This is a genomic window from Cupriavidus sp. GW823-FHT07A04 (assembly GCF_058794615.1).
Genome location: NZ_JBXAHA010000002.1, coordinates 482,394 through 507,453 on the forward strand (window position 1 = coordinate 482,394; position 25,060 = coordinate 507,453).

The following is a 25,060-nucleotide window of genomic DNA, read 5'->3' on the forward strand; positions in this document are numbered from 1 at the left end:
GTGTGGACAATATTTAATGATGACGGCAATGCGGTCAATCGGACACGTACGAATAGAGGGGTATTGCGAGCGCACAAGAGCGGGCATTGCACACCTCTGCTCACCGCCAATCGGCGGCTGCAAGCGGCATTGCGGGAGATTTCGCAGCGCAGGGCGCGCTTTGACCTACTGAAGGGGGATTGAAAAGCAGACGCGCGGCGTGTTATTAGCGCCGGGATAAAAGGCAACGCCCAGGATTAGGACTAGGATTAGGACTAGGATTAAGACATTCCTAATCCTAGTCCTAGGCGCCTTAATCAATAGGAATTATCAGAACAGATACATTTCACTAAGAACGGAATTCAGACTATCTCCGACTACCTCCATTAACGGCAGATGTCCGCGATCCTTTAGCGCGCAAGCCGGGCGCGGCTTCAGCTACGCCCGATCTCCTGCAGGATGCGCGTGAGCAGGTACAGTCGCGGCACGATGGAATCGATCTCGATGTACTCATCGCGTGCGTGGTATCCGAAGCCCGCCAGGCCGAAGCTCTCCACGACCACCGCCTTGCCGGAGCGCCCGGCGAAGCCCGCATCGGTGGCGCCGCCGGTGCCTTCGGCCAGTGCCAGCTGGCGGCCGTCGAGCTCGGCGTAGATGGCTTGCGCGCGCTGCGCCAGTTCGCGGCCGCGCGCGTTGGCGACAAACGGCGGCCGGCCGGTTTCCATGGTCACGGTGGTTTGCGTGTCGGGGACGAGCTTGCCTTCGTCTACCTTCTTTTGCAGCGCGGCCTGCAGCTTGCCGGCGCCGTCCTTGACCGTGGTGCGCACGTCGCCGATGGCGGTGGCGTGCTCGGGGATCTGGTTGCGGACCTCGCCGGCCTGCGCGGTGGTCCAGTTGAGCTGGGTGCCGGGCACGGATTTGGCCACGTCGCGCGTTTGCTGCAGCTGGTAGGCCAGCTCGATCAGCGCATTGCGGCCCAGCTCCGGCGCGGCGCCGGCGTGGGAGGCGCGCCCCTTCACTGCCATGACGGCGGTTGCCGTGCCGCTGGCGCCCATCAGCAGGGCCTCGGTCTTGACCACGGCCTTGGCGGCGGTCGGCTCGAACGACAGCACGACGTCGTGCTGGTCGGCCAGTTTGGCGATGGTCTCGCCGGAGCCGATGGAGCCGACTTCCTCGTCGGGGTTGAAGAGCACGGTCAGTTCGGCATAGTCGTTCCAGCCGGCCGCCTTGAGGATGGCCAGTGCATGCAGGATCACCGCGATGCCGCCTTTGTCGTCGGCGATGCCGGGGCCGTACAGGCGGTTGCCGTCCTGCTTGATGGGCTGCGTTGCCAGTATGTTGGCCGGATAGACCGTATCCATATGCGCGATCAGCATGATGCGGCGCTTGCCCGTGCCGGTCAGCGTGCCTTTGACCATGAGGCCCGGGCCCTTGGTGACCGCGATGCGCTCGGTGCGGGCGCCCAGCGCCGCCAGCCGGCCTTCGGTGTAGCTGGCCATCTGCGCCAGGCCCGCCGCGTTGGCGCTGCCCGACTCGATCGACACCATCTCCTTGAGCGACTGGATCACCGCGGGCTCTGCGGTGCGGGCTGCGGCCAGCAATTGGGCGTCGGCGGCGTGGGCGGCGTAGGCGCCGCCGGTGGCAAGGATCAGGGTGGCGATGGCCGCCTGGGTCAGCCGGCGCAGGGAGGAATGCATGGTGTCTCCTGTGGAGGATTGGGTCGTTGTGAAGGCAGGCCGGGAGGCCTGCCGGGCGATGCTAGCGCGGGCGCGGGCGACTGCGCAAGGGCGCTGCCGCCCGCGCCGGAGCGCCTTAGTTGCGCCCGATTTCCTGCAGGATGCGCGACATCAGGTAGAGCCGCGGCACGATCGAGTCGATCTCGATGTATTCGTCGCGGGCGTGGTATCCGAAGCCCGCCAGGCCGAAGCTCTCCAGCACCGTGGCCTTGCCCGAGCGCACGGCGAAGCCGGCGTCGGTGCCGCCCCCGGTCTGCGGCACCAGCGTCAGCTCGCGGTCGATCTCCTTGTAGATCGCCTGGGCTTTTGCCGCCAGCGCGCGGCTGCGCGCGTCGCTCACGTAGGGTGGACGCCCGGAGATGACTTTGACCGTGGTTTCGGTGTCGGGAACCAGCTTGCTTGCGCTGACCTTGGCTTGCAACGCGGCCTGCAGCTTGTCCTGCGCGTCGGGCTGGGTCAGGCGCACGTCGCCCACGGCGCTGGCCTTTTCGGTGATCTGGTTCAGCGGGCCGTTGGTGTTGGCCTGGGTCCAGATCAGCGCGGCGCCCGGCACGTCCTTGGCCACTTCGCGCGTTTGCAGCATCTGGTACGAGAGTTCATAGAGCGCGTTGCGGCCCAGCTCCGGCGCGGCGCCCGCATGCGCGGCGCGGCCCTTCACATCCAGCGTGGCCGTGGCGACACCAGCCGCGGCCAGCAGCAGCGGCTGGCCCTTCATGACCACCGAGCCCGCGGACGGCTCGCAGGACAGCACCACGTCGTGCTGCTCCGCGAGCTTGGCAATGGTGTCGCCGGAACCCAGCGAGCCCACTTCCTCATCCGGGTTGAACAGCACGGTGATCTGCGCATAGTCCTTCCACCCGGCTGCCTGCAGGATGGCCAGCGTATGCAGGATGACCGCGATGCCGCCCTTGTCGTCGGCGATGCCGGGCCCGTACAGGCGGTTGCCGTCCAGCTTGATCGGCTGGGTGGCCAGCGTGTTGGGGCCGTAGACCGTGTCCATATGCGCGATCAGCATGATGCGGCGCTTGCCGGTGCCGGTGAGCGTGCCCTTGACCATGGTGCCGGGGCCTTGCGTCACGGCGATGCGCTCGGTGGTCGCGCCCAGCGCCTTGAGGCGTGCTTCCGTGAAGCTGGCCATTTGCGCCAGGCCGGCGGCATTGGTGCTGCCGGACTCGATCGACACCATGTCCTTGAGCGACTGGATCAACGCGGGCTCGGCCGCGCGGGCGGCGTCCAGCAATTGCGTGTCCGCGGCACGTGCGCTGCCGGCTGCCCCGAAGGCCAGCGCGAGCGCTGCCACAGCGGTATGGGTAAGTCGGCGCAGGGATGGCTGCATGAAGTCTCCTGTTGCTTGCTTCGTTATTGTGGTTAGGGCGGTGGTTCGCCGAGCGACGATGCTAGCCCTTGCGGGCGCGCCAAGGTAGGATCAATCCCGCCAATTGGAATGCCGATCCCGCCATGCCTCCCTCTTCTGCCACTACCGCCCTGCCCGAGCCACCCTCCACCAGGCGCCCCGTGCCGCTGCACGTGCGTTTGCTGTGGTTGCCCGAGGCCATGCCCGGCATGCTGTTCGGCGCGCTGGATGTACTGCGCGCCGCGGCCGGGGTGGCCCGGCTGCAACGCCCGGATGCGGACCGCGATCTGAGCTGGACCGTGATTGGCCCGTCAGGCCGCGCGCTGGCCCTGCCCGCCCTGGGGCTGGAGCCCGCGCGGCGGCGGCGCGCGACGGAAGACGGCAATGCGCTGGTGGTGGTGCCGGGCGTGCTTGCGCGCAATGCGCCGCACCTGGGCGAGATCCTGGGTGGCGCCGGCCAGGCGCTGCGCTTGCTGGAGCGGCACGCGCAGGCGGGCGGATGGATCGCGGCGGGTGCGAGCGGCATCGCCTTTCCCGCGGAGCTGGGCCTGCTGGATGGCGCGCGCATGGGCGCGCCGTGGACCTTCCAGAGCTGGATGAGCCAGCGCTATCCGCGCTGCGATTTTTCCGCGAGCGAGCCGATGGGCTTGCACCAGCGCGTGTTTGGCTGCGTGGCGCCGGCGCTGCAGACGGAGTTCATGCTGCGCGTGCTGGGGCACCTGCATGACCCGGACCTGGCGCAGACCTGTTCGCGCATGCTGCTGTACCAGGCCGAGCGCCAGCAGCTCACGCCGGAGCTGGTGTCGCAACGCTGGCTCAGCAAGACCGCCGACAGCCCCGTCTACCGCGCCATGCGCTGGCTGCAGGCCAACGTGGATGCACCGTACCGGCTCGCGCTGGTGGCCCAGGCGGCGGCCGTGAGCGAGCGGACCTTGCTGCGGCATTTCCGGCAGGTCAGCGGCATGACGCCGCTGGAATACCTGCACGGGCTGCGCGTGGAGCGTGCCAAGACCCTGCTGGAAGTGACCCTGCATGGCTCGCAGGCGGTGGCCGAAGCCTGCGGCTACAGTGACGCGGCGGCGTTCAGGCGGCTGTTCCAGCGGGCAACGGGGATGTCGATGTCGAGCTACCGGGCGCGCTTTGCGCTGCGCTCGCAGCGGCGCTACTGGCGCGTGGAGGACATGCCGCGCCCGGCGGGCACGGCATGATCCGATCCGGCGATTGAATCTGTGAACCTGCGAACTTTCGAACCTGCAAACCCGCGACGTGCTGTTGGCAGTAGTGGCGCTTAGTTGCTCAGCACGATGCGGTTGACCACGTCCTCGACACCATGCACGTACCAGGCATCGCGCTCCGCCTGGCGTTTGCCGGCCTCGGTGGTGGCGTAGCCTTCGAGCGTGACGACGCGGTCCTTGGTCTGCACGCGGATGCGGTCAGCATCGACGAACTGGTCGGTCTCCAGCACCAGCTTCAGCGCTTCCGTGACTTCGTCGTCGCGGTCGGCTTCGGCCGGGGCCACCACCAGCTCGTTGACCACGCAGCGGCAACCTCGCGACCACCACGCCAGCACACCGGCCAGGCGCATGTGCGACAGGCTGATCACGTGGCCGCGCAGGGTCACCACGCCGTCGACGACTTCGATGGCGATCTCTCCGCTGGACTCGCCAACGGCTTCGCGCACGGGTTCGATCCTCCCCTTGGCATGCGCGCAGATGCGGCAATTGCGAAAATCGATCGCCTGCAGCAACCGTACGCAGATGGCATTGCGCAGTTCGCCGTCGCCAACCGCCGCGCCGCCATCGGCAACGCGCAGGTGATCGATCACGGCGGACACACCGTCGACACGGCGTACCGACGCGGCAACGCGGCTCTTGTCGACAATATCGGGGACTTCGCCTTCGAGAATCAGCGCGCCGTCGCTCAGGCGCAGGTGGATGGTGGGATGGATGGGATGGCTGTGGAAAGGCACGTGGGCGATGGCCGCCCTAGCCTGAGTCAGGACTGCTTCACTGCTATGCATGATGTCTGCCTTATCTTGGAAGGTCTGGATATAGGAGACGCGTTCAGTCCATTGAACGCCCGCGCGGTCCCGCGCCAGGTGCGGCGCGGGACGGCGAATCTTCATTATAGGTAGCCAGGATGGCCACGCCCGACCTATTGGGCTGCTGGCCTGCTGGCCTGTTGAGATATTGACCGGACACCGGGCCTGGCACCCGCCGTGGCCGGATCAGGTTTCCACCTTGGCATCCATGGTGATCTCCGCCTTTAGCAGCTTGGACACCGGGCAGCCGGCTTTGGCCCCTTGCAGGCATTGCTCTACCGCCGCCTTGTCGGCCCCCGGGACGCGCACCGTCACGTCCAGGTGCACGGCGGTGATGGTGAAGCCGGCGCCGTCCTTGTCGAGCGTGACCGTGGCCTTGGTGGCAATGCTCTCGGCGACCATCTTGGCCTCGCCCAGGATCAGGGACAGCGCCATGGAGAAGCATCCCGCATGGGCCGCCCCGATGAGCTCCTCTGGGTTGGTGCCGGGGCCGCCTTCGAAGCGCGCCTTGAAACCGTAGGGCGCATCCTTGAGCACGCCGCTCTCTGCCGAGATGCTGCCCTGGCCGTCCTTGATGCCGCCTTGCCATTTAGCCGATCCGTACTTTTTCATGAGCGTTCTCCATCGTCGAGGGGGGAAAGGCGCGGCATTCGCCGCACCGGTAATGGGACGCTTGCGGCGCGTCCGGAAACGCTTGTGCTGCCATGGTGCGACGCTAGAATGGCCGGCCGGGTTCACGACTTGTGGCGCCCAGGGGTTCCGGACCACAGGACAAAACCGCCAAATCCCCGCCAAATCCCCGCCAAATCCAGCAAATAAACCTTCAATTCCTTTTAATTTAAGCGAATTTCAGGGAACTGAATCCCTGATGCGATTGCCTTACATGCGCGCTGCCGCCCGAGCGGATCGCTGCCGCCCCAAGCTGAACCACAATAGGACGCCAAGGGGAAAACGGCCAGCAAGCCCACTAAGGACGGCACTTTCTCGTCAGCCCGGACGCGCCTCATTAATCACAAAAAAGCTGAATCCACACATTTCATCAACAAGAAAGGGAGATCGGATGCCATTGACGTCGAATAAATTGCCTGCCTGGACCTTGTGGCTGCCGCTGGCAGCCTGGGGCATCCTCGGGGCGGGCATGGCCGCGCCCGGTCAGGCGCTGCTGCTGGTGTTGGCCGGCCTGGCGCTCGCGGGCTCGGTATTTGCAGCGGTGCACCATGCCGAGGTGGTCGCGCATAAAGTGGGCGAGCCCTTTGGCACGCTGGTACTGGCGATTGCCGTGACCGTGATCGAAGTGGCGCTGATCGTCTCGGTGATGCTGTCCGCCGGCCCCGAGAAGGCCGGGCTGGCGCGCGATACCGTGTTTGCCGCGGCCATGCTGGTGTGCAACGGCATCGTGGGGATCTGCCTGTTGGTGGGTGGCCTGCGCCATCGCGAGCAGGCTTTCCAGGCGCCGGGCGCCACCGCCGCGCTGGCTGTGCTGGCCGCGCTTGCCGTGCTCACCATGGTGTTGCCCAACTACACCAGCGCAATCCCCGGGCCAATGCTGTCGCAGTCGCAGCTGGCCTTTGCGGGCATTGCCTCGCTGGTGCTCTATGGCAGCTTTGTCTTTGTGCAGACCGTGCGCCATCGGGACTACTTCCTGGTGGAAGGCACCTCCGACGAAAGCGTGCACGCCCCGCCCCCGCCCACGAAGATCGCGCTCGCCAGCGGCGGCATGCTGCTGGTGTGCCTGGTGGCGGTGGTCGGCCTGGCCAAGCTGCTCTCACCCACGGTGGAAGCGGCGGTAGCAAGTGCCGGCGCCCCGCCGGCCGTGGTTGGCATCGTGATTGCCGCGCTGGTGCTGCTGCCCGAGGGGCTGGCCGCACTGCGCGCCGCGCGCGCCGACCGCCTGCAGACCAGCATGAACCTGGCGCTGGGCTCAGCGCTGGCCAGCATCGGGCTGACCATTCCCACCGTGGCCGCGGTATTTATCGCGGTTGGCAAGCCGCTGACGCTGGGCCTGGGCCCGACGGAAACCGTGCTGCTTGCGCTGACCTTGCTGGTCAGCACGCTCACGCTGCACTCGGGCCGCACCACCATGCTGCAAGGCGTGGTGCACCTGGTCATCCTGGCGGCGTACCTGTTCTTGTCGGTCGTGCCTTAAGCCGGGCACAGTCTCGGCGGGGGCGGCTTCTGGCTGATGGCTTCTCCCCGCCGAGCGCACACAATGCGCGCTCGCCATGAGACCAAATCGGTGCTGGTTGCGTGCAGTCCTTTTGCGCAAACTGGCGCCCATGACGCTTATTACGCCCAGGATCCCCACCAAACGCATTGTCATCGTCGGCGCCGGCGTGGCCGGCAGCATCATGGCCCGCGCGCTGGCCATGCAAGCCGGGCTGGAAGTCACCTGCCTGGAGCAGGTTGCACCGGATGACCACGCAAGTGCCGGGCTGGTGATCGGCCCCAACGCCATCAAGGCCTTGCACATGCGCGACCCGCTGCTGGCCAGCGCCATTGGCGAGGCCGGCCTGCCCTGGGATCACTGGCGTGTGTCGCTGTGCAGCGGCGAGGTGCTGCTGGACCTGCCGCTCACACGCGTGGCGGACCATGGCGGCGTGCGCATCCTGCGCGCCACGCTGTACCGCGTGCTGCGCCAGGCCGCCGGCAACACCGTGCGTTACCGTTGCAAGCTGCTGGCGTGCGGCGCCAGCCCGCAGGATCCGGCACGCAGCTACGTCGTCTGGGAACAGCATGGCCAACAACACCGGCTTGACGACATCGACCTGCTGATCGCGGCCGATGGCCGTGACTCGCCGATCCGAAGCGCGTTTGACAGCCAGCCCCGGATGCACCAGCTTGGTGCCCTGCTGTTCCGCCTCCTGGTGCCGGACGCCGGCGCCGGCCGGATCGACGATTACGAACAATGGTGCAACGGCCCTAACCGCCTGCTGGCCTTCCGCTTGCCGGACGGGCGGATCAATATCGCCGGCAGCCTGCCGCTGGCCCCCGGCGAAAAGACGCAAAAGACACCTCACGCGGGCATCGGCCCGCAGGCGCTACGCGCCGCCTACACGCCTGCACACGCCAGGCCGGGGCCGCAGGCTGGCTGGCTGATCGATACGCTTTGCGCCAATGTGGATGCCATCTGCTGGTACCGCATGCAGGCGTGCGGCATCCGCTTTGCCGAGCCGCACGCGCAGGTGATGTACCTGGGCGACAGCGCCCACGCCATGGCGCCACCGCTTGGCCAGGGCGTGGCGCAGGCCATCGAGGATGCCTGCAGCGCCGCCGAGTTGATCGCCACTTCGCTGGCCGGTGGCGAGACCAGCCCGCGCGCCTGGCTGACCACGTTTGAAGCGGCCCGGCTTGAACGCCTGCGCTTTGTGATGTCAGTGGCCCCGCACGCCGCTGGCCTCATGCTGGGCGATGCCACGGAGCAGGACCGGGCGTCGGCGCTGGGCGCGCTGCGCCAGCTCTACTGCCAGGTCGCGTTGCCCTGCCATGGCGGCGGCTCCGTCGCTGGCGCTGGCTTTGGCCATGGCGTTGGCCCTGTCACGGGGACCGGGCTGCCCGCGTAGCGTCGGCGCGTGCACGATCCTTGCTAGTGAGAGCGGATCGTTCTCACTAGCGCCCGAGCGCACGCCGCCATGCTCCACCCACCCCGCCTTTATCTCTATCTTGACGCCGTGGCCCGCGTTGGGTCGATCCGCAAGGCCGCCGAACAACTCCACGTCGCCTCCACCGCGCTCAACCGGAAGATCCTGGAGGTGGAGCAGGATATCGGCACGGCGTTGTTCGAGCGCCTGCCCCGCGGCGTGCGGCTGACCGCGGCTGGCGAGGTGTTGATCGCCACCGTGCGCCGCAGCCTCGCGGATCTGGATTCGGCCGCCGCGCAGATGGAGCAGCTGCGCGGGCTGGTGCGGGGCACCGTACGCATGGCGACGGTCGAGTCCGTCGCCACCGATTTCCTGCCTGAAGTCATTGGCCGCTACCAGTCCACCCACCGCGGCGTGCAGTTTCGCGTAGCGGTAGGCAACTCCGGCGACCTGCTGGCCGCGCTCAAGGAAGACGAGGCCGACCTGCTGCTAGCGCACGACCCGCCCCCGACAACCTTCCTGCACGAACTGGCGGTATCCGCGCAGCCCTTTTGCGCGATGATGCGCCCGGACCATCCGCTGGCGAGCCGGCGCACGTTGCGTTTATCCGATTGCCAGCCCTATCCCGTGGCCCTCGGGCCAGAGAGCTTTGGCAGCCGGCGGCTGATCGAGGCGATCTGCGCGCGCAACCGCTTGTCGCTGCGGGTGATGCTGGAAGCCACCACGGTGGAGATGCTGAAGAGCTTTGCGCGCCAGACCGGCGCGATCTGCTTCCAGTTCCAGGCTGGCACGCTGCGCGAGACGCGCCAGGGCACGCTGATTGCCGTGCCCCTGTCCGACCCCGAGCTGTGCGGCGGGCGGCTGGTGCTGGGCGCGCGCAAGGGCCGCAGCCTGCCGCCCGCGGCGGCGGCGTTTGCCGAGCATCTGAAGGCCGCGCTGACCGGCCTGCACCAGCCATTGGCCGAGGCCGCCTGATGCGTGGCCGGGGCTTGCACGGCGAGCCGGCACATGCAACAGCGAGTGCACACAAATTGCGTGCGCCATGAGAAGAAATAAGTGCTGGTTGTATGCAATCGAATTGCCGCAAACTGCATCCATCGCAGTCATGCCAGGCAGCATTACCGGGCCGCTCCGGATACCCACGAAAGCAAGATGAGAATCAACGATCCCGCCATCCTCGCCGAGGTGGAAGCCGCCTTCGACGCCTATGAACGGGCGCTGGTGGGCAACGACGTCGCCGAGCTCGACCGGCTGTTCTGGGAAAGCCCGCACACGCTGCGCTACGGCGCGGGCGAAAACCTCTACGGCATCGAGGCCATCCGCGCGTTCCGCGCGGCGCGCCCGGCAAACGGCCTCGCCCGCGAGATCACCGAGCGCAGCGTCACCACCTTCGGCGACGATTTCGCCGTCGCGAATATCGCCTTTCGCCGCACCGGCGAGCCGCGCCTGGGCCGCCAGAGCCAGAGCTGGGTGCGGCTGCCCGAAGGCTGGCAGGTGGTGGCCGCGCACGTGAGCTGGCAGCAAGCATGAGCCAGCGGCGCTAGCGTACCGGCGCCATCCCGCGCCAGCCATTTCAGGAGCACGCGTTTTTAGATAGCCGGGGCTTGCCCCCGGAGGGGTGTTGTCGTGCCCAGTGAATGCGACAGAGCCAGCAACGAGAGAAAACGGGTCAACCACGGAGGTCTTTATGCAACACAATTTCAAGCCGGTCGTGAAACTGGCAGTCATGGCAGCAGCCTTGATCTGCGGCAACGCCATGGCGCAATCCAGCGTCACGCTTTACGGGATGGTTGACGCTTATGTCGGCGCCACCAAGGCCGGCGGTGCGGACCGCGCCTACGGCGTCAACAGCGGCGGCATGCAAACCTCGTACTTCGGCATCAAGGGCACCGAGGATCTTGGCACCGGCCTGAAGGCGATCTTCGACCTGAACGGCTTCCTGCGCCCGGACACCGGCAAGCAAGGCCGCTTCGACGGCGATGCGCTGTTTACCCGCAACGCCTTTGTCGGCCTGCAGAGCGCAACGCTTGGCACGGTGAAGCTCGGGCGCAACACCACGCCCTACTTCATCTCGACCATCCTGTTCAACCCGTTGGTGGACTCCTACGTGTTCTCGCCGGCGATCTTCCACACCTACTTCTCGGCCAGCAATGGCCGCGTCTATGACCCGGGCATCATCGGCGACTCGGGCTGGAGCAACTCGCTGGTGTACTCCACGCCGAACTTTAGCGGCCTGACCGCCAACGCGATCTACTCCTTCGGCGAGCAGGCAGGCAGCGTCGGCAAGAACAAGTGGGGCGGCAACGTGCTCTACTTCAACGGCAACTTCGGCGCCACCGTAGCGTTCCAGCAGGTCAAGTTCAACAGCACCCCGGGCGATGTGACCGCGCCCACGGCGCTGGCCGGCTTCGACAAGCAGAACGCCGTGCAGGTCGGCGTGAGCTACGACTTCAAGGTGGTCAAGCTGTTCGCACAGGGCCAGTACATCAAGAGCGACGTCAACAACGCCACGGGCGACATCAAGCACACCAACGGCCAGGTTGGCGCTTCAATCCCGGTGGGCAACGGCAGCGTGCTGGTCTCCTATGCGTACGACAAGACCAAGAACAGTGTCGCGGACTTCAAGCGCAACACGGCCGGCCTCGCTTACGACTACAACCTGTCCAAGCGCACCGACGTGTATGCCGCGTACTTCTACGACAAGCTGAGCGACCAGTCGCACGGCGACAGCTTTGGCGTGGGCATGCGTCACCGCTTCTGATTGGAAGCGCCACGCGGGTGGGCCGTGCTTCGGCGCGGCCCGCTTGCGCAATCTGGAAAGGCTCCGTGGCCGCCCGGCCACCTTTTGTCGTCATTGCGCCCTCTTGCGCACCTGCCTTGTTTGGCAAACCTCGCCGAACTGCATACACTGGGCGCCATCGGCACGACTATCCCGTTCACGTTTGCCGGACATGAAGCGCGTCCTTCCCGAAACTCCCGTCACTCCCGTAGCGTCCGTCGCTGCCTGCGCCGCAAGCGATGAGGGCAAGACCGACCTCGACACCCTGCTGACCGAGGTACGCGCCTGCCGCCTGTGCGAAGCGCACCTCCCGCTTGGTCCCCGCCCGGTGGTACAAGCTGCCGCCAGCGCCCGCATCCTGATTGTCGGCCAGGCGCCAGGCACACGCGTGCATGCCAGCGGCATTCCCTGGGACGATCCCAGCGGTGACCGGCTGCGCGAGTGGATGGGCGTGGATAAGACGGTGTTCTACGATGCCGCGCGCATTGCCATCATCCCGATGGGCCTGTGCTATCCGGGCCGTGGCGCCAGCGGCGACCTGCCGCCGCGCAAGGAATGCGCGCCGTTGTGGATGGATGCGCTGCTGGCACGCCTGCCGGAGATCGAGCTGACCTTGCTGGTCGGGCAGTATGCGCAGCGGCGTTTCCTGGGAGCGGCGGCGCGCGGTGGCGTCACGCCTACCGTGGCGGGCTTTGGCGCGCATGGGCCGCGCTTTATTCCGCTGCCGCACCCATCGCCGCGCAACCAGGGCTGGTTCAAGCACAACGACTGGTTTGCGCGGGACTTGCTGCCGGTGCTGCGCCGGCGCGTGGAGGCCGTTCTATTGGCACCACCCGCTGGCTGACGCGAGCTTGGCCCGGGCCCCGGCGAGTTGCGCCTCGGCCATCCAGAGCTCTTGGTCGATGCCGCGCGAGACTTCGGTAAGCACATCAGCGGTGTCGGCATCGCCAGGCTCGTCGGCTGACTACTCTATTTAATCCCCAAAATGGGGACATAAATCCCTCTATTGAGGATTCACCAAATAATCCCTATAATAAGGACACTTGTCCCTATTTAGAGGATTCACCGTGAGCCTTGCCGACTTTCTCTTCACACCGGGCTTGCAGCGAGTGCTCGGAGCCACACTGCTGCAGCCTGACCGCAGTTTTACGCTACAGGAACTGCTGCATCTGGCAGACAGTGGGCGCGGAAGCGCTCAAAAGCAGGTGGACCGCCTAGTCGCCGCCGGCGTACTTCGGGAAGACGCCCGACGAGGCCGGCAACGAAGCATCCGGGCGAATACCGAATTCACCCTCTATCCAGAATTGCTTAGTATCGCGCGCAAATCATTTGCCGTTGTGGAGCCGCTGAAAGAAGCCCTCGCGCCTTTTGCCGACCACATCACCTCAGCGTTCGTGTTTGGCTCCGTGGCCAAGCGCACCGACGGTGGCCAGAGCGATATCGATCTGATTGTTGTCGGCAGCATCCCTCTGCTCGAGCTATCCGAGGCCTTGCACAAGGCCGAACAAGGTCTGCTGCGCCCCGTCAACTTCTCTTTGTACGAGCCTGCTGAATGGGCCGCTCTGTTAGAGTCTGACCCCATCATGGCCCAGATTGCACAAGGCCCTACGCTGAGGGTACTGTGATGCCGCGCGCAGCTGAATACGAAAACCTTATCGAGACGAAAGCCTTTGAGGCGGTCGCCCCAACGCCTGGCGCTATCGCAGGCTTCCTGCGTAATGCAGCGGACTATAGGTCCACACCCTGGCCGACATCTGCAGGTGTTTACTTTGGCCTACGAAGGCTATTTCCAGGTAGTCCAGGCCGTACTGGAGTTCTATGAGGTACGCACCAAAGAATCCGGCCGTAACCTAGCCATCCAGCGTGTGTCCACCTCGCTGGGCGTGGACTCCCAAGAATTTGCCTTCATCACGAAGGCCCACGAGCGTCGCAACGGTACCTCGTACGTTTCACCGTTTCCCCCGGTATCGAAGGCTGAGGCCGCCACCATGCTGAGCATCTTGGCTAAGTACCTTCCCGTTGCGCATACACTGGCCGGTACGCCGTGAGGCCCTAATTTGCGGAGCAGTTTTTCGCTGAGAGACAAAGTGAAAAATCCTTCGCCAACCCCAGTCGCATGGCTGGGTTTTGGCCGTCCTCACACTACAGAGCACGACGACGCAGATCCCGCTTTGTCAGCAAAAAAACTGCGCCACATGGGCGCAGTTTTCTTGCTACTAGCTTTGGCTTCGCAGCGGCCAGCGGTGCCGCCTGGCTTGGCCTTACTTGGCAGCCGTGGCGGGCATGACCTTCTCTAAGGCGTCGCGCATCGGCTTCATGGCCGTTTCGTAGGCTGCCACCCAGCTCGGCGCGCTCGCGCCGGCAGCCGGGAACGCGCCACCGGCGCTCGACATCAGGTTCTGGCCGAACGACGCCATGGCTTCCTGGGTCTGCGCGGCGTAGGTGCTCATCTGGCGCTGGGCTTCCTGCGCGAACTCTGCGCCGGTGCTGGCGAAGATCTCGTTCATGTGGCCGGCATAGGCGTTCATCTTCTGGGCAAACCCATTCGCCAGTTCCGGCTTGAGGCCGGACATGCCGGCGCCAACCGGCTGCTGGCTGGATTCGCGGACGTAGTTCGTGGTATCCGCCAGGCTGCTCTTGACGGCCTGCATGTTCAGCTCGTTGATTTTCTCCGCGCCACGGGCCAGGGGACCGACCAAGGCCAGGAACAGGTCCAGGTTAGCTTGCTGGACGCCGAAGAATTGAGCTTGGGTGGGATGTGCCATGAAATAGTCTCCTGGGGATGATCCAACGCTGTCGAAGAAGGTTCCGTGAGCGGCATCATCGTTTTGCTGCAATGCAGCAATTGGACACATCATAAGCTTATTACCCGAGGAGTCAAGCGATTCCCGGAAAGACTTCTCCGGGCATCGCCAGATGCATCCCATGCATCCCATTCCGCCCCATTCCGCCCCATTCCGCCCTATAGCTCCCTACTCAGCCGCCGCCGGGATGCATACCAGCAGCCTGTGCCTGCCATCGTCCAGCGGCACGCGCACGGCACCGTCGCCGCATGCCACCGCCAGCCCATCGAGGACGGCATGCGCGCCGCCCGCGCCTGGCGCCAGCGTCTGCACCCGGATGTCGTAGTGGCACGCCCCCAGGCACACCGTCGCCTCAAACCCAGGCCACGCCGCCGGAATGCTCGGCGCCACGATCAGCCAGCCCGCTTCGCGGCGAATCCCCAGGATGCCTTCCACCCCGGCGCGATACATCCAGCCGGCCGCGCCGGTGTACCAGGTCCAACCGCCGCGCCCGATGTGGGGCGCCACCGAATACACATCGGCCGCGATCACGTACGGCTCGACCTTGTAGCGCTGCACGCCTGCGGGCGTGCTGGCGTGGTGGATGGGGTTGAGCATCGAGAACAGGTCCACGGCCTTTGCGCCCGCGCCGAGACGGGCAAAGGCAAGCACCGACCACATCGCGGCGTGGCTGTATTGCCCGCCGTTCTCGCGCACGCCCGGGGGATAGCCTTCGATGTAGCCAGGATCGGGCGAGGCGCCATTGAAAGGCGGCGCGAACAGCAGCGCCAGGCCGTCGTTGCGCCGCACCAGGTGCTCGGCCATGGCCGCCATGGCGGTGGCAGCGCGCACGGGATCCCCGGCGCCCGACAGCACGGCCCACGACTGGGCAATGGCGTCGATCCGGCAGGCCGGGCTGGTCTTTGAACCCAGCCAGCTGCCGTCATCGAAAGTGGCACGGCGATACCATTCGCCGTCCCAGCCGTCGCGCTCCAATGCCGCGCCCAGCATTGCCCCGTGGGCACGCCAGTGCGCTGCGCGCCCGGCATCGCGCACCTCGGCAAGCGGCGCGAAGAGTCCGATCGTGCGCATCAGCAGCCAGCCAAGCCACACGCTCTCGCCCTTGCCGCCGGCCCCGACCCGGTTCATGCCGTCGTTCCAGTCGCCGCCGCCGATCAGCGGCAGGCCATGCTCGCCGGTCAAGGCAAGGCATCGCTCGATGCCGCGCGCGCAATGCTCGAACAGCGAGGCCGACGCCTCCCCGGTCATCGGCTGGAAGAAGGCGTCATGCTCATCCGCGCCGAGCACCGGCCCGTCGAGGAAGGACACCGCCTCATCCAGCACCGCCGCATCGCCAGAGCCGGCAATGTAGGTCGCCGTGGCGAAGGCCAGCCAGACGCAATCGTCGGAGATGCGCGTGCGCACGCCCTGCCCGGTGTGCGGCAGCCACCAATGCTGGACGTCGCCTTCAGCAAATTGCCTGGCCGCGGCACGCAGCAGGTGCTGGCGCGTGGCCGCCGGCTTGGCGAAGGTAAGCGCCATGGTGTCTTGCAACTGATCGCGAAAGCCATAGGCACCGCTCGCCTGGTAGAAGGCCGAGCGGGCCCAGATGCGGCAGGCCAGGGTCTGGTACAGCAGCCAGCCGTTGAGCATGATGTCCATTGCCCGGTCCGGCGTGCTGACCTGCACGGCGCCAAGCAGGCTATCCCAGTGCCCGGTCACGGCATCGAGCACGGCGTCGAGATCGGCAGCGCGATAGCGGGCGATCAGCGCCCTCGCCGCCCCGGCCGAGCCGCACTCGCCGAGAAACGCGACGATATCGAGCGTCTCGCCCGCGGCAAGCTCCACGACACACTGCACCGCGGCGCACGGATCCAGCCCCGCGCCCACCGCGCCGGACAACGGCGTGGTGCCAAGCAGGGCCGCCGGCGCCTCGGCGCCGCCGTTGTAGCCGAGGAATTCCGTGCGGTCGGCGGTCCAGGCCGTTTGCCTGCCGCCGAGATCGGCAAAGGCGACCCGGCCCGGGAAGGCGGAGCTCCAGGGATTGCGCGCCAGCATCGCGCCGGTGGCCTCGTCGCGCTCGGTCACGATGAACGGTGCCGATGCGCCGCGCGACGTGCCGAGTACCCACTCCACGTAGGCGGTGACAGACAGCCGGCGGCGCCCGGCGGTCAGGTTGCTCAGCGTCAGCCGTGAAATCTTGACCGGGTCTTCCAGCGGGACGAACTGCAGCAGCTCAGCCGCGATGCCCTTCGCGTGGTGCGCAAAGCGGCTGTAGCCATGGCCGTGGCGGGCCGTGTAGGTGCCTGCGTCGCGGATGGGCTGCGCGGTCGGGCTCCAGACTTCAAGGCTGTCTTCGTCGCGGATGTAGAACGCTTCGCCGGCCGGATCCAGCACCGGGTCGTTGGACCAGGGCGTGAGCTGGTTCTCGCGGCTGCTCTCGGCCCAGGTATAGCCGCTGCCCTGTGCCGAGGCATGGAAACCAAAGCTGGGGTTGGCGATCACGTTGATCCAAGGCGCGGGTGTGGTGGCGGCGCCGTCAAGCACGATCACATACTCCCGCCCGTCCTTGTCGAAGCCGCCGAGGCCGTTGAAGAACTCGAGCGCCGGCGTGGCTGGCGCTGGCATTGGCGCCGGCCGTGGTGGCGTGCGGCGGCGTATGGGCGCGGCGCGCTGCGGCGCCTGGGGCACCCGGCCAAGTTGTTCGGCAATGGCCCCCCTGCGCGCGGACAGCGCGACGCGGGCCACCGACAAGAGCAGCGCGCGGGCATCGCAGTGCATCAGGTCGGCGCGCAGCGTGTAGACCGAGCCCTGGGCGAGCTCATCGCCAAAGCGTGGCCGCGACTGGCTGCTGCGCACCGCGGTCTCGATGGCGTTCTGCAGGTCCTGCGTATAAGACGACGCGCGCTCGTTGACGATGACCAGGTCCACGCCAAGCCGCTTCATGCGCCAGTACTCGTGCGCGCGCAGCAACTGGCGCACCTGCGCCATATCCTCGATCTCGTCGATGCGCAGCAGCACGATCGGCAGGTCGCCGGAGATGGCGTGCGGCCAAAGCCCGGACTGCGGGCCCGCGCCGCGGGCTATGGCCTCGGAGGAACCCCGAAAGCGGGGATCGGCGTAGAGGATCGGCGCGGCCAGGCGCTGGAAATCGGCCGCTTCGTCTGCCTTGACGTCGAGATGGCGCAACTGGACCTGGGCCTGCGTCCAGGCCAGGGTCTTGGCACGCTCGAAGGCACTGCGGTCATGATGCTTGTCGATCAGATCCAGCAGCGCGGCGCGCGAGGGCGCCACCAGCGTCCAGAATGCGATGCGCGCCACGCCGCCTGGCGCGACCCGCACGCGCTGCCTGAGCGAGAAGATGGCGTCGAGCACCGTGCCCGTGGTGTTGGACAGCGCACGGCCATGCCGCACGCCGTGCGCTATCCTGCCCGTTTGCCCCGCTTCCAGGAAGCGCGCCCGGTCGGTCTCGTACTGCGGATCCGCTACCACCTCGCCTTCGACGATGGCGAAATGGGCGGCCCATATCGTGGGCTCCGTCGGCGAGCGCGGGCGGCGCGTGGCAACCAGCGCGCCGAACTCGGGCAGGTATTCGGTTTCCACAAACAGCTTGGAGAAGGCCGGATGCGCGGCGTCGGCCGCCGGCACGGTCAGCACCAGTTCCGCATACGAGGTCAGCTCGATCTCGCGCGCGCGCCGCCCGCTGTTGGCCAGCGAGACCCGCCGCACCTCCCCGTCATCCTCGCCGGAGACCAGGATGGAGAGCGTGGTGACCAGGCTGCCATCGCGGCGGATGAACTCCGCGTGGTCTTCGGCGAAGACCACTTCGCTGCCCTGCTCGCCATCGTCCGTATCGCCGCCGGCAAATTGCGCGCCGGCCGGCCAGACGGCACGGCTTTGCGTATCGCGCAGGAAGATAAAGCTGCCAGCGTCGTCGCGGGTGGCATCCTCGCGCCAGCGCGTCACCGCCAGGTCGCGCCAGCGGCTGTAGCCCGCGCCGGCCGCGGTCAGCATCACCGCGTAGCGCCCGTTCGACAGCAGATGCGTGACGGGCGCACCGGGCGCATAGCCCGCAAGCCTGCGCACCGTGGAATCCTCGCTGCCGGACTCCATCGTGGACGCTTTCACCTCTTCGGCGCGCGGATGCGCAATGGCGACGTTGCGCGGCATGCGCTCCTGCAGCAGCAGCTCGGTGGCCTGGATCATCGGCTCGCGGTGAAAGCGCTCCCGCATCTGGCCGCCGTGCAGCGTGTTGGCGATCGCCACGATGGTCATGCCCTGATGGTGGGCCATGTAGCTGCGCACGATGGCGAACGCCTCATCCTCGGGCAGCCGGGAGCGGGTGAAATCGATGGCCTCGTAGAAGCCGAAGCGCCCCTTTGCCCCCATCCGCGCCAGACGCGCGAAGTTCTGCTGCGCGCCTTGCGGATCCACCATGGTGGCCAGCCCGCTCGCATAAGGTGCGATCACCACATTGTCGGAAAGCCCGCGTTTCAGGCCCAGGCCAGGCACGCCGAAGTTGGAGTACTGGTAGGTGAACTCCATGTCGCGCGCGTTGTAGGCGGATTCGGACACGCCCCATGGCACGCCCAGCGCGCGGCCGTAGCCTTGCTGGCGCTCCACCACCAGCCGGTTGGTCTGCTCGAGCAGGCTGCCCGCCGGCGCGCGCATGATCAGCGACGGCATCAGGTACTCGAACATCGACCCGGACCACGAGATCAGCGCCGACCCATTGCCCAGCGGCGTGGCCGTGCGCCCAAGCCGGAACCAGTGGCGTGTCGACACATCGCCCTTGGCGATGGCAAACAGGCTGGCAAGACGGGCCTCCGACGCAAGCAGGTCATAGCAGCTGACATCGAGCCGGTTGTCGTCCTGCGAGTAGCCGATCGAAAGCAGCTTGCGCTCTTCGTCAAACAGGAACGCAAAATCCATCGACAGCGCCATGTCGCGCGCAACGACGGCCAGCGCTTGCAGGCGCGCGCCGAGCAGCTCCGGCGCTTCGATCCGCTCTACCCGGTCTTGCTCGTGCTCGGCCACAGCCTTGCGCAGCGCCTGCACCCAGAAGGCCAGGTCGCCAAGGCTGTCGTCGCCGGTGGCGGGCAGGATGTCGCTGGCGATCGCGGCGGCTTTTTCCGTCAGCCGCTTGAGCGCGGGCATCAGCATGGCCATGGCCTGCGTGCCCTGCGTGCCCTGCGTGCCCTGCGTGCCGTTAAGCTGGGTTTCGACCTGTTCCAGGAGTTCGCCGAGCTTGCCGGCGCGCTCGCCGCCCGCCAGCGCCAGCCCGGCAATGGCCTCGCGCGCCAACGTGACGGTATCCATCATGCCGAGCCGGAAATCCGGCGTCACCTCGGCATGGGTCCATTCCTCACAGGCATTGGCCAGCGCAATCAGGTGGCCAGCCAGGTTGCCGCTGTCGACCGATGAAACATAGGCAGGCGTCAGGGCACGCAGATCCTGCGTGCCATACCAGTTATAGAAGTGGCCATGGCAGCGCTGCAGCTTTTGCATGGCGGCGAAGGCTGCTTCCAGCCGCGCGGCCGTGGCCGCCGTACCGCTCCAGCCGAAGTCGCGCGCGGCGATGGCCGATAGCAGGTACAGGCCGATGTTGGTAGGCGAGGTCCGGTGCGCCAGGACCGGCTTCGGGCGCTCCTGGAAATTGTCGGGCGGCAGCATGTTGTCCGCTGGCGTGACCATGGTCTCGAAAAAGCGCCAGGTGCGGCGCGCGGTCAGGCGCAGCTCGCGCGTGTCAGCATCCGACACTACCAGCCGCCGTGCCACCTTCGGTGCCCGGCTTGCCCACAGCGCCAGCATTGGCGCGGCCAGCCAGAGCCATCCAAGCGGCAGCGCGAGCGGCCAGGACGCGGGCGCGAAGGCCAGCGTGCCCGCCAGCAGCGCCAGCGTCAGCAAGACGCCGCCGGCCATCTGGCGGTAGGAGCCGGCCAGGTCAAGCCGGGGGCTGGTCATGGACTGGGCGGCCGTGGTCCACTCCAGCAGGTGGCGGCGGGTCAAGCGCAGCCGCACCAGCGTGCGCGCGATGGCGTCGCTCATGCGCCAGGCCACGTCGGGCAGGAACGCCAGCGTCAGCAGCACCTGCGCCACGGCGGCGCGCAGGTCGTCCCACAGTATCCTCACGTGGGTGCGCAGCTGGATGCCGGCACGATGGGGAATGACGGAAAACACACCCGGCAACAGGGCGGGAATCGCCATGGCCGCCAGCAACAGCAGCGTGCCGCGCAAAGCCGCGCCCGGCGGCAGCAGCCAGCACGCGCCAAAGCACAGCAGCAGCGACGGTGCTAGCACCGAGCGCCGCAGGTTGTCCAGCATCTTCCAGCGGCCGAGCATCGGCACCGCCTGGCTGCCCTTGCGGCCGCGCACGATCCAGCCAAGGAGTTGCCAGTCGCCACGCGTCCAGCGATGCTGGCGTTTGGCCGCCACGTCATAGCGCGCGGGAAAATCCTCGACGACCTCGATATCCGAGGCCAGCCCGGCACGGGCGAACATGCCCTCGAACAGGTCGTGGCTGAGCACCGCGTTCGCCGGCACGCGGCCGCGCAGCGCGGCCTCGAAGGCATCCACGTCATAGATGCCCTTGCCGGTATAGGAACCCTCACCGAAGATGTCCTGGTACACGTCCGACGCGGCCGCCGCATAGGGATCGATGCCGCCTGGCGCGGAGAATATGCGCTGATAGAACGAGCCCTCGCTCCCCACCGGCAGGGATGGCGTGACGCGTGGCTGCAGGATGGCGTAGCCGCCAATGACACGTTGCAGCGTCTCGTCGAACCTTGGCCGGTTCAGCGGGTGGGCCATCTTGCCGATCAGCCGGAGCGCCGCGTCGCGCGGCAAGCGCGTGTCGGCATCGAGCGTGATCACGTAACGCACGTCGGGCGGAACCTGGGGCGGCGCGCCATCGACAGCAACAAAGCTGGTGTCCGTGGCGCCGCGCAGCAGGCGGTTGAGTTCATGGAGCTTGCCGCGCTTGCGCTCCCAGCCCATCCACTTGCCTTCTCCGGCGTTGAACATGCGGTGCCGGTGCAGCAGCAGGAAGCGGTTGCCGGCGGGGCCCGGCCCGTAGCGGCGATTCAGCGCACCGATGGCTTCGGCCGCCACCGCCAGCAAGGCCGCGTCGCCGGGCATGACGGCCTGGTCGGCGTCGGTGCCGTCGGTGAGCAGCGCAAAGGTCAGGTCACCACCGGCGCCGGCGAGATGGTGCACCTCCAGGCGCTCGATCTGCTCGCGCAGGCTGGCTTCGCCCGATAGCAGCGTAGGCACCGCCACCAGCGTGCGCAGCGCTGGCGGCACGCCCGCCGTGAGCTCAAGCCCCGGCAGGATGGATGCGCCAAAGAGCCAGGCGATGCCGCGGTTGACCACCGCCGTTGCCACCTCGCTGGCCGGGACAAAGCCCAGGCAGCCGATCAGCGCAAGCCAGCCGCCGGAGAGCGCCGGCATGGCCGCCGCCGCAAGCAACCAGAGCGATCCACCGAGCAGCGCAAGGGTGACCAGCAGGATGGCGCCCACATAGCCACAAATGCCCAGCGCGATATTGAGGCGGGAAAACCGCAGCCGCGCCGGGGGACGAAAGCCGATTGCGCGCTCGAAGGCGCGCCGGCCCTGCGCGATCAGGTGATATCCCGGGTCCCCGATGCGCTGCGCCTGCGCCGCATCGGCGGTGCCTGCCGCCGCGGCGCGGGCCGTGGCCAGCGCTAGATCGGCAATCTCCAGCTCCGAGGCAGGCGAGCCGCGCGCGAGCTGCTCGATGGCGCTGCGGTAAAGATTGCGCGTGGGGAAGTCCATGTCGGCGTAGCCGCTGCCATCGCGCAAACGCGCGTCGACCAGGCTCACGCTCTCGAACAGTTCGGCCCAGTCGATATCCGATATCAGCCGCATGCTGGTAATGACATTGCGCACGGTCACGTTGGATGCGCCCTGGCGCTGCTGGGCGTGGCGCACCACGTCCTCGATGGATGCGCCCTGCCGGCCGAGCCGCTCTTCCAGCCAGCCCAGGGTTGGCGTGGTCCGTGGGTCCTGGTCCCGCAGGCGCTTGGCCAGTTGCGCGGCGAACAGCTCCGACAACGGCGCGGCGGCGCGCGAGGCGATATCCGTGTCGAGCGCCGAGCGGGCGCAGCCCGACTTGAGCAGTTGCCTGGACAGATCGTCCGCGTCGGCGCGGGCGATGCGCCCGGCGGTCATCTGCTCGGCCAGGCGGCGCAGGTTCTCGATCAGCACGATGCGCAGCGTGATGGCCACGGCCCACAGCTCGCCGATGGTCAGCGGCTGCACGCGCTGGTAGGCGGCAATGAAGCGCCGCAGGGTGTCCGGGTCGATATGGCTGTCGGTATGCGCGACAAAGGCCCAGGCAAGGCCAAATACGCGGGGATAGCCGGCGAAGGGACCCTCGCTGAGCTTGGGCAGCTGGCGATAGTAGCCAGGCGGCAGGTCATCGCGGATCTCGCGGATCTGCGCTTCCACCAGGTGGTAGTTGTCCAGCAGCCACTCGGCCGCGGGCACCACGGCCCTGCCGCTCTCCAGCTCCGCCGCGCTGGCCCGGTAGGCCGCGAGCAGTACTTCGGCATTGTCGTTGAGGCGGCTGCGCAGCGTGCGCACGCGCGGGGGCTTGGCGGTAACGGGCTGGGCGGCGGCAAGGCTTTGCGCATGCTGCTCCAGCCGCTCGATGCCGAACAGTTCCTCCCGGACTGGCGCCTTGCTGTCCCACGGCGAAGGGATGGATGCGTACTCGAACGTACGGCCTAGCACTGAATACATGGGCGCCTTGGTTGCCAACGGGGATCGGGAGACGGGTTCGCCTCCTTAAAAACGGCTGGCCGGCAAGCCTGAAGCTTGCCGGCCATCACGCGATCGCTTCGCGGACTGTTGCGCCAAGGCGAGCTTTCTCGCCTCTTTCTCGCCTATAGGCGGCCCATCAGCACCAGCACAAGCACCACGATCAGCAGCAGGCCCAGCACGCCGCTGGGCATGTAGCCCCAGGAACGGCTATGCGGCCAGGTCGGCATGGCACCGAGCAAGACAAGCACCAGCACGACCAGTAATACGGTTCCTAGCATGGAACGCTCCTTTCCCGACTCCGCGTGATGGGCCAGGCCGCCGCCGATACCTCGCCAGGGGACCGGAATCTTCGAGCCCGATGCGAATGTAGCCGCGCCGTTTGGCATGGACCTGACCGCTACGGGCACGTTGCCATGGATGGCGTGCGGTGTCGGTACGATGACGGACAATTGGCGCCCGCTACCGGGGCTGAGGCTTGGGGGGTTGGGCCTTGGCGGTTGGACGGCGCAGGGGTGAGAGCGAGCGGAAAACACGACGGGCATGACCGCCGTGTGGTGGCCTTGAGGCCAGCGGGAAGGCAGCATGCTTCGGGAAAGAACTGAACCAGGGGCAAGGCCGCAGGCGGAAAGTCGTGGGTGCGACTGGGGTCAGGTCCAGACAGCCGGCCGCGCGTATTCGCAGCGCCGCTGTGCGCGCATCTTCGCATACTCCAGCCCGGAACCCTTCTTATATTTCCGGCGGCGGCGTTTCTGCGCCCCGCGAGCACGCCAGGCCGCGCTTGCTCGCTCGCCATGTGTCACAAGAGACACATGGACACCCTGGCCGCCTATCCCGACGCTGGATTTTCTGCACGCCACCAAACCGTGCGCCGCGCCCCATTCCCGCTCGCCAATCCCGAAACCCTGCTGCCGGTGCCCATTTTTTGCGCATGGCACCATTCCCCCGGCAAGCCGCCGAAGCCGCCCGGCAGCCCGCCATCCACGCCAAGGCAAGCCCGCATTCCCTTGAAAATCAACGCCTTGCATCTCGCACTGCAACATATGCGGCTGCAAATTGAACACGTGGCCTGAACTTTGCGTAATCGGTATAAGTGCCAACTGTCGACAGCTGACCATCGACCTACAGTGACCTAATCGCCAATCCAAGGAAACACAAACATGGGCAACAACGTCTCTTCCCGCCTGGTTCCCGCCATCTCCGAGGCCGAGCAACAGGTGCGTGAGGATCTCGCCGCCGCATACCGCCTGGTCGCCCTGTACGGCATGGACGACAGCATCTACACCCATATCTCGGCCCGGGTGCCGGGCACCGAGGACCGCTTCCTGATCAACCCGTTCGGGATGCTGTTCCGGGATATCACCGCGTCTTCGCTGGTGTGCATCGACCTGGATGGGAACATCATCAGCGGCCCGCCGGGGCAAGACGTGAACCCGGCGGGCTTCACCATCCACAGCGCCGTGCATGCCGCCCGGCATGACGCGGTCTGCGTGCTGCATACGCATACCGTGGCGGGCGTGGCCGTATCGTCACTGGCGTGTGGCCTGCAGCCCTCCAACCAGTGGGCGCTGCAATTCCATGACCGCGTGTCGTACCACGACTTCGAAGGCATTGCGCTGGACCACGAGGAGCGCGTGCGCCTGGTGGCCGATCTCGGCCCGGACAAGCGCGCCCTGATCCTGCGCAATCACGGCCTGGTGACGCTGGGCCGCAGCGTGGCGGAGGCCTTCATCCTGATGCACAACCTGGAGCGCGCCTGCCGCGTGCAGGTGGCGATCCAGTCCAGCGGCCAGCGCGTCAATCCGGTGCCGCCAGCCATTTGCGAGAAGACCGCGCGCCAGTACGAGAGCGGCGACACCAACCGCCTGCCCGGCGCGGCCGATCCGTACGCGCGGGAATGGCGCGCCTTGCGGGAGCGGCTGGAGCCGGCCGCTGCCACGTCGTTCCGCGACTAGCGCCCTGCCTGCCCTGCCCGCCCCGCGCGCTTTCGCCATTTTGTGTTGCCAGTTCCGTCTTGCCAGTTACCCAT

18 protein-coding genes are annotated in these 25,060 nt (G+C 67.0%); 11 read left to right on the forward strand and 7 right to left on the reverse strand.

Features of this window, described 5'->3' with window-relative positions:
* Positions 1 to 413 precede the first annotated feature (413 nt).
* Together AC1Q7Q_RS05555 and AC1Q7Q_RS05560 are read right to left on the reverse strand one after the other, a co-directional pair.
* On the reverse strand, positions 414 to 1,676 hold the full coding sequence (locus AC1Q7Q_RS05555; protein ID WP_492372101.1) for a M20/M25/M40 family metallo-hydrolase: 1,263 nt from the start codon (positions 1,674 to 1,676) through the stop codon (positions 414 to 416).
* A 115-nt stretch (positions 1,677 to 1,791) separates the two neighbouring features.
* Entirely contained in the window at positions 1,792 to 3,051 is a 1,260-nt protein-coding gene (locus AC1Q7Q_RS05560; protein ID WP_492372100.1) for a M20/M25/M40 family metallo-hydrolase, read from the reverse strand.
* Between the two features lie 122 nt (positions 3,052 to 3,173).
* Here AC1Q7Q_RS05560 and AC1Q7Q_RS05565 point away from each other — a divergent pair, with 122 nt between their 5' ends.
* Entirely contained in the window at positions 3,174 to 4,277 is a 1,104-nt protein-coding gene (locus tag AC1Q7Q_RS05565) for a GlxA family transcriptional regulator (protein WP_492372099.1), read from the forward strand.
* An 80-nt stretch (positions 4,278 to 4,357) separates the two neighbouring features.
* Here the strand turns inward: AC1Q7Q_RS05565 and AC1Q7Q_RS05570 are convergent, their stop codons facing one another.
* Together AC1Q7Q_RS05570 and AC1Q7Q_RS05575 are read right to left on the reverse strand one after the other, a co-directional pair.
* Positions 4,358 to 5,089, reverse strand: coding sequence for a BON domain-containing protein (locus tag AC1Q7Q_RS05570; protein WP_183032701.1), 732 nt, complete (start codon positions 5,087 to 5,089; stop codon positions 4,358 to 4,360).
* Positions 5,090 to 5,296: 207 nt separating this feature from the next.
* Positions 5,297 to 5,722 carry an OsmC family protein gene (locus tag AC1Q7Q_RS05575; protein WP_150988105.1) on the reverse strand — a complete coding sequence of 142 codons (426 nt, stop codon included), beginning with the start codon at positions 5,720 to 5,722 and terminating at the stop codon, positions 5,297 to 5,299.
* 448 nt (positions 5,723 to 6,170) lie between these two features.
* Here AC1Q7Q_RS05575 and AC1Q7Q_RS05580 point away from each other — a divergent pair, with 448 nt between their 5' ends.
* The 8 genes from AC1Q7Q_RS05580 (at position 6,171) to AC1Q7Q_RS05615 (ending at position 13,515) form a co-directional block, all read left to right on the forward strand.
* Positions 6,171 to 7,256 (forward strand): calcium:cation antiporter, encoded by a 1,086-nt coding sequence (locus AC1Q7Q_RS05580; protein ID WP_492387135.1) that lies wholly within the window; start codon positions 6,171 to 6,173, stop codon positions 7,254 to 7,256.
* 130 nt (positions 7,257 to 7,386) lie between these two features.
* Positions 7,387 to 8,670, forward strand: coding sequence for an FAD-dependent oxidoreductase (locus AC1Q7Q_RS05585; RefSeq protein ID WP_492372097.1), 1,284 nt, complete (start codon positions 7,387 to 7,389; stop codon positions 8,668 to 8,670).
* A 69-nt stretch (positions 8,671 to 8,739) separates the two neighbouring features.
* Positions 8,740 to 9,663, forward strand: a complete 924-nt coding sequence (locus AC1Q7Q_RS05590) for a LysR family transcriptional regulator (RefSeq protein ID WP_174428014.1) — start codon at positions 8,740 to 8,742, stop codon at positions 9,661 to 9,663.
* A 177-nt stretch (positions 9,664 to 9,840) separates the two neighbouring features.
* On the forward strand, positions 9,841 to 10,218 hold the full coding sequence (hpxZ, locus tag AC1Q7Q_RS05595) for an oxalurate catabolism protein HpxZ (RefSeq protein WP_458765397.1): 378 nt from the start codon (positions 9,841 to 9,843) through the stop codon (positions 10,216 to 10,218).
* A gap of 157 nt (positions 10,219 to 10,375) precedes the next feature.
* Positions 10,376 to 11,449 (forward strand): porin, encoded by a 1,074-nt coding sequence (locus AC1Q7Q_RS05600; protein ID WP_492372096.1) that lies wholly within the window; start codon positions 10,376 to 10,378, stop codon positions 11,447 to 11,449.
* Positions 11,450 to 11,639: 190 nt separating this feature from the next.
* Positions 11,640 to 12,311: a uracil-DNA glycosylase family protein gene (locus AC1Q7Q_RS05605; protein ID WP_492372095.1), complete on the forward strand. Its 672-nt coding sequence runs from the start codon at positions 11,640 to 11,642 to the stop codon at positions 12,309 to 12,311.
* A gap of 223 nt (positions 12,312 to 12,534) precedes the next feature.
* A complete protein-coding gene (locus tag AC1Q7Q_RS05610) occupies positions 12,535 to 13,092 on the forward strand; it encodes a nucleotidyltransferase domain-containing protein (protein WP_492372094.1) in 558 nt (185 codons plus the stop codon).
* A gap of 144 nt (positions 13,093 to 13,236) precedes the next feature.
* Positions 13,237 to 13,515, forward strand: a complete 279-nt coding sequence (locus AC1Q7Q_RS05615) for a hypothetical protein (protein WP_492372093.1) — start codon at positions 13,237 to 13,239, stop codon at positions 13,513 to 13,515.
* Between the two features lie 213 nt (positions 13,516 to 13,728).
* Here AC1Q7Q_RS05615 and AC1Q7Q_RS05620 read toward each other — a convergent pair whose 3' ends face one another.
* The 3 genes from AC1Q7Q_RS05620 to AC1Q7Q_RS05630 all read right to left on the reverse strand — a co-directional run bounded on the left by AC1Q7Q_RS05620 (position 13,729) and on the right by AC1Q7Q_RS05630 (position 23,312).
* Entirely contained in the window at positions 13,729 to 14,232 is a 504-nt protein-coding gene (locus AC1Q7Q_RS05620) for a phasin family protein (protein ID WP_492372092.1), read from the reverse strand.
* Between the two features lie 207 nt (positions 14,233 to 14,439).
* Entirely contained in the window at positions 14,440 to 23,013 is an 8,574-nt protein-coding gene (locus AC1Q7Q_RS05625) for a GH36-type glycosyl hydrolase domain-containing protein (RefSeq protein ID WP_492372091.1), read from the reverse strand.
* A gap of 143 nt (positions 23,014 to 23,156) precedes the next feature.
* Positions 23,157 to 23,312, reverse strand: coding sequence for a DUF3309 family protein (locus tag AC1Q7Q_RS05630; protein WP_183032690.1), 156 nt, complete (start codon positions 23,310 to 23,312; stop codon positions 23,157 to 23,159).
* 531 nt (positions 23,313 to 23,843) lie between these two features.
* On the opposite strand from AC1Q7Q_RS05630, the gene AC1Q7Q_RS05635 reads away from it, so the two are divergent.
* Together AC1Q7Q_RS05635 and AC1Q7Q_RS05640 are read left to right on the forward strand one after the other, a co-directional pair.
* A complete protein-coding gene (locus tag AC1Q7Q_RS05635; RefSeq protein WP_492372090.1) occupies positions 23,844 to 24,104 on the forward strand; it encodes a hypothetical protein in 261 nt (86 codons plus the stop codon).
* An 87-nt stretch (positions 24,105 to 24,191) separates the two neighbouring features.
* Positions 24,192 to 24,986 (forward strand): class II aldolase/adducin family protein, encoded by a 795-nt coding sequence (locus AC1Q7Q_RS05640; RefSeq protein WP_459375788.1) that lies wholly within the window; start codon positions 24,192 to 24,194, stop codon positions 24,984 to 24,986.
* Positions 24,987 to 25,060 lie beyond the last annotated feature (74 nt).